This window comes from Mycobacterium sp. IDUB_19 (assembly GCF_055419445.1).
Genome location: NZ_JBVAXR010000174.1, coordinates 1 through 956 on the forward strand (window position 1 = coordinate 1; position 956 = coordinate 956).

A 956-nucleotide genomic window follows, 5' to 3' on the forward strand; every position below is an offset into this window, starting at 1 on the left:
CCACATCCCGGACCGTGCAGATGGTCATGAGGCTCATGTACGGCGTGGCCGGAGGGCTCACATTCGTCGTAGTGACCTTCGTGCTGCCGATGAAGGTGGCCGTCATGCACATAGTCGATGTGATCCCCATGGGGGACCGCGACGTGACCGCATCCTTCGCCGTGCGCATGATCGTGTTCGAGATGCTCGTTGTGGAGCGTACCGGTCATTGTTTTCTCACCGCCCGTACCGAGGTGTGACTCGCGCGCTACTGGTGCGACCACAGACCATGTTAGCCCGCCGCCCCCCACCCCGGCGAGGGAATGAATGCTGCCACCGGCGACAGTGCGCCGCGCTTTTGACCGATAGCAGCGCGGCCTGAACTTTGCCCAATACCCGTTGCACCCCAGGGAGAAACGTGTGTCGGCGTGGCGGCGTAATGTCGGTGGGGTGCGTAGTGAAGGTGATACCTGGGACATCACAACAAGTGTCGGTTCGACGGCGTTATTCGTAGCGACCGCGCGGGCGCTTGAGGCGCAAAAGCCCAACCCGCTGGTCGTCGACCAGTACGCGGAGGTCTTCTGTCGTGCCGTCGGCGGTTCGTCGGCCGACGTTCTCGACGGCAAGGAACCCGACCACCCGCTCAAGAGCGCCGACTTCGGCGACCATTTCGTCAACTTCCAGGCTGCTCGCACCAAGTACTTCGACGAATACTTCCTGCGGGCCGCGGAAGCCGGCGTGCGCCAGGTCGTCATCCTGGCGGCCGGACTCGACTCGCGCGCCTATCGTCTGAATTGGCCCGCCGCGACGACGATCTTCGAGTTGGACCGCCCGCAGGTCCTCGATTTCAAGCGTGAGGTGCTCGCCGGCCACGGCGACCAGCCGCGCGCCGAGCGCCGGGAGATCGCCGTCGATCTGCGCGACGATTGGCCACAGGCATTGCGGGACAGCGGGTTCGACCCCGCCATGCCGTCTGC

2 protein-coding genes are annotated in these 956 nt (G+C 64.6%); one reads left to right on the plus strand and one right to left on the minus strand.

Translation table 11 applies throughout. The features are described from left to right. A partial coding sequence (locus tag ACZY0B_RS27720) for a hypothetical protein (protein WP_463767419.1) occupies window positions 1-209 on the minus strand: 209 nt, incomplete at its 3' end. A gap of 220 nt (window positions 210-429) precedes the next feature. Here ACZY0B_RS27720 and ACZY0B_RS27725 point away from each other — a divergent pair. Beyond that, window positions 430-956, plus strand: a 527-nt coding sequence (locus tag ACZY0B_RS27725; RefSeq protein WP_463767420.1) for an SAM-dependent methyltransferase, incomplete at its 3' end; no start/stop codon positions are given.